The 3,845-nt window shown below is 71.7% G+C and carries 4 protein-coding genes; 2 read left to right on the top strand and 2 right to left on the bottom strand.

The features are described 5' to 3' along the window. Positions 1 to 131: 131 nt before the first annotated feature. Positions 132 to 335 carry a cold-shock protein gene (locus ACSNOD_RS29435; RefSeq protein ID WP_436770127.1) on the bottom strand — a complete coding sequence of 68 codons (204 nt, stop codon included), beginning with the start codon at positions 333 to 335 and terminating at the stop codon, positions 132 to 134. A gap of 275 nt (positions 336 to 610) precedes the next feature. Here ACSNOD_RS29435 and ACSNOD_RS29430 point away from each other — a divergent pair, with 275 nt between their 5' ends. Beyond that, positions 611 to 1,489 (top strand): menaquinone biosynthetic enzyme MqnA/MqnD family protein, encoded by an 879-nt coding sequence (locus tag ACSNOD_RS29430; RefSeq protein WP_436770126.1) that lies wholly within the window; start codon positions 611 to 613, stop codon positions 1,487 to 1,489. A 51-nt stretch (positions 1,490 to 1,540) separates the two neighbouring features. Here the strand turns inward: ACSNOD_RS29430 and ACSNOD_RS29425 are convergent, their stop codons facing one another. Then, a complete protein-coding gene (locus ACSNOD_RS29425) occupies positions 1,541 to 2,554 on the bottom strand; it encodes an alpha/beta hydrolase (protein WP_436770125.1) in 1,014 nt (337 codons plus the stop codon). A 267-nt stretch (positions 2,555 to 2,821) separates the two neighbouring features. On the opposite strand from ACSNOD_RS29425, the gene ACSNOD_RS29420 reads away from it, so the two are divergent. Then, positions 2,822 to 3,845 (top strand): serine/threonine-protein kinase (locus ACSNOD_RS29420; protein ID WP_436770124.1); only part of this gene is annotated, 1,024 nt, incomplete at its 3' end.

Here is a 3,845-nt window from a genome sequence, read left to right as displayed (position 1 = left end):
GTGGGTGGGCGGGGAAACAAAAGCCCAGCGGCGAGCGAAAGGGCAGGAGCCCCGTTCCAGCGGAAACGGGGCTCCTTGGGTACTGCTGATCGGCCGCGAATGGTCGACCCGAAACAATCCCGAAAAGGGGATTACTGCGGGGTGACGTTCTCCGCCTGCGGGCCCTTCGGGCCCTGCGTGACGTCGAAGACCACGCTCTGGTTCTCCTCGAGGGAGCGGAAACCAGCCGCGTTGATCGCGGAGTAGTGGACGAAGACATCGGGGCCGCCGCCGTCCTGGGCGATGAAGCCGAAGCCCTTTTCGGCGTTGAACCACTTGACGGTTCCGGTAGCCATAAGCCCTCCTTGGGCCAAAGGGTTGCCCTGCTCCAGAACCTGCTACGAAGTCTGAATACTACAAAAGCCTGCGGCGTCACATGCTCCGCAGGCTCTGTACTGCAAGGGAAACCAAACTGCAACTTGCGGCGAGCCTAGCACGCGGCCCCGGCCTCACAAAAGAGGTGAAGATCACCCGGACGAGGGGTTTCGTGCCCGTATTGTCCCAGACCCCCTGGGGCCGGGCGCCGCGCCCCCCTGGCGGCCACCCGCGCCCCCGGGTCTAGCCTCGCGCTGTGGACAATTCCGTGCGCAGCCGGCCCCGCGTCGGCCATATCCAGTTCCTGAACTGCCTGCCCCTCTACTGGGGCCTGGCCCGCACCGGCACGCTGCTCGACCTGGAGCTGTCCAAGGACACCCCCGAGCGGCTCAGCGAGCAGTTGATCCGCGGCGAGCTCGACATCGCACCGGTCACCCTCGTGGAGTTCCTGCGCAACGCGGACGACCTCGTGGCCTTCCCGGACCTCGCGGTCGGCTGCGACGGGCCGGTGATGTCCTGCGTGATCGTCTCCCAGTTGCCGCTGGACCGTCTGGACGGCGCCCGAGTGGCCCTGGGCTCGACCTCCCGCACCTCCGTACGGCTCGCCCAGCTCCTGCTCGCCGAGCGCTACGGCATCGCCCCCGACTACTACACCTGCCCGCCCGACCTCGGGCTGATGATGCAGGAGGCGGACGCGGCCGTGCTGATCGGGGACGCCGCCCTGCGGGCCTCGCTCCACGACGCCCCGCGGCTCGGTCTGGAGGTCCACGACCTCGGCCGGATGTGGAAGGAGTGGACGGGGCTGCCGTTCGTCTTCGCCGTCTGGGCCGCCCGCCGGGACTATCTGGAGCGCGAGCCGCTGATCGTGCGCAAGGCGCACGAGGCGTTCCTGGCCTCCCGCGACCTGTCGCTGGAGGAGGTCGCCAAGGTCGCCGAGCAGGCGGCCCGCTGGGAGAGCTTCGACGCCGAACTGCTGGAGCGGTACTTCACCACGCTCGACTTCCGGCTCGGCCCCGAGCAGCTGGCGGGCATCGCCGAGTTCGCCCGCCGCACCGGCCCGACCACGGGCTTTCCCGCCGATGTGCGGGTGCGCATGCTGCCGGCCGACGCGGACGGGACCGGCCCCCGGAGCTGAGCGGCCCGGGGGGCGCCGGGCCACCGGCCCGACGCCCCCCGGACGAGCGGGTCAGGACGCCGGCGTCGGCCCCTGCATGTGCTCGCTGATCCACTTCATGGAGCCCTGCTCCATGCCCTTCATGTAGCCCCACGCGTCGTGCTTGGCGCCCTCGATCCGCTGCAGCCGGGTCTTCACCGGGCCGCGGGTGTACTTCTGGATGAACTTCTCGGCGAGCACCATCGAGTCCGGCTCCTTGGTGCCGGCCTGGAAGTTGAGGTACACCTCGGGGCCGCCCTTCGCGGCGAGCTGCTCGGCCAGCTTCTCCGGGTTGTTCGCCTGCTTCTCCTGCTCGTGGTTCTTCCACAGCGGGGTGTCCGGCACGGTCTCCGTGCCGCTCGCGATGACGGCCTTGAACTTGTCGGGGTTCTTCAGCACGCTCTTGAGCCCGCAGTAGCCGCCGGACGAGGAGCCCATGAAGCCCCAGCCGTCGCGCGACTTGAGCGTGCGGAAGTTGGCGCGGACGAGGTTCGGCACGTCCTCCGTCATCCAGGTGCCCATCTTCTGCTGGCCCGGGATGTCACTGCACTCGTTGTACTGCTCGCCGGGGTTCATCACCGGCATGGCGAGGATGAAGGGGTGGCTCTTGCCCTCCTTGCTCCACTTCGCCATCTTCTCCTGGAGCTTGATGTCCCCGCCGAACCAGTAGTTGTTCGGGTAGCCGTAGCTGCCGGGCAGGGCGATCAGTACGGGGAAGCCGGTGTTCTCGTTCCCCTTCTCGTAGTACTCCGGCGGCGCCCAGACCCACACCTTTCCGGTGAAGCCGGACTTCGGGCCCTTGAGCTCCGTGACCCCGACCTTGGTCCCGGACGCGCCGGTGGTCCGCTGGGTGACGAACTCCGCCTTCGGCCCGGTGGGCATCAGCACCGGGGAGTCCTTGGGCGCCTGGCTCTCCTTGCCCCCCGCCTGGCCGCCGGTCGCGCCGCCGGTCTTGTCGAAGCTGAGCGGCTTGCCCTCGTCCGACGCGCAGCCGGCGACCAGACCGATGGCGAGCAGGGCGGTGGTCACCGCGAGGCGGCGTTTCATGACGGGACTCCCATGCAGATTCCTGGCGAATGCGATCAAAAGTGAACAAAAGGCGGGCTTGGCGACTCCAGCCCCAGAGATGGAGGATGCGCCGCCCTTGGTTGCACCCAGTCTCCATGAATCGCGCCACCACCCCGGAACGGCGGGCGCCCGGCCCGGGCCTCCGCCCCGCCCCTCCGGGCCCGCGTCCCCGCCCTCCGGGCCCGCGCCCACGCTCTAAGCTGGCGCCTGCGCTCACGGGGGGTTCGCGCGGGGGAGAGGGGTGCCATGCATCCGCTGGAGGCGGACGATCCGCAGGTCATCGGGCCGTACCGGCTGCTGCGGCGGCTCGGCGCGGGTGGCATGGGCCGGGTCTACCTCGGCCGCAGCACCGGCGGCCGTACGGTCGCGGTGAAGGCCGTCCACCCGCACTACGCCATGGACCGGGAGTTCCGCGCCCGCTTCCGCCGCGAGATCGCCGCGGCCCGCCGCGTCGGCGGCGCCTGGACCGCGCCCGTGCTGGACGCCGACCCCGACGGCCCCGTGCCCTGGGTGGCCACCGGCTATGTGGCGGGGCCCTCGCTGACCCAGGCCGTCGCCTCCGTCGGCCCGCTGCCCGAGCACACCGTACGGGCGCTGGGCGCGGGCCTTGCCGAGGCGCTGGCCGCCGTCCACGGGCTGGGGCTCGTGCACCGCGACGTCAAGCCCTCCAACGTCATGCTGACCCTCGACGGGCCGCGCCTGATCGACTTCGGCATCGCCCGCGCCGTGGGGACCTCCCTCACCGGGGGCCCCGCCTCGCTCACCGCCACCGGCGTCTCCATCGGCTCGCCCGGCCACATGGCGCCCGAGCAGATCCTCGGCGGGGAGGTCGGCGCCGCGGCGGACGTGTTCTCGCTGGGCACCGTGCTGGCGTACGCGGCCCTCGGCCGGCCGGCCTTCACCGGCGACAACTCGGCCGCGCTGCTCTACCAGGTCGTGCACGAGGCCCCCGACCTCGAAGGGCTCCCCGCCGGCCCCGGCCCGGGGTCCGCCGCCCCGGACGCGGGACCCGCCGCCCCGGACGCCGGGCCCGGCGGGCTGCGCGAGCTGATCACCGCCTGTCTCGCCAAGGCGCCGGGCGACCGCCCCGCCCCTACGGAGATCGTCCGCCGGCTCGCCCCGGCCGACGGCGCGGCGGGGCTGATACGGAGCGGCTGGCTGCCCGCGCCCCTCGTCGAGCAGGTCAGTCGGCGCGCGGTGGAGCTCCTGGAGCTCGAACCGGCGCCGCTGGCACCCTCCTTCGGCCCCCCGCCGCCCGCCCATCCAGCGA

Origin of the sequence: Streptomyces sp. URMC 123 (genome assembly GCF_051386515.1) — a bacterium.
GTDB lineage: Bacteria > Actinomycetota > Actinomycetes > Streptomycetales > Streptomycetaceae > Streptomyces.
Note: the sequence above shows the minus strand (reverse complement) of the source record. Positions and strands in the feature narration are given on the sequence as shown.

What these genes read in the sequence shown, in the direction of transcription:
- ACSNOD_RS29435 (WP_436770127.1), bottom strand. Translation starts at nt 335, where the DNA reads ATGGCTACCGGAACCGTCAAGTGGTTCAACGCCGAAAAGGGCTTCGGC.
- ACSNOD_RS29425 (WP_436770125.1), bottom strand. Translation starts at nt 2,554, where the DNA reads ATGAAACGCCGCCTCGCGGTGACCACCGCCCTGCTCGCCATCGGTCTG.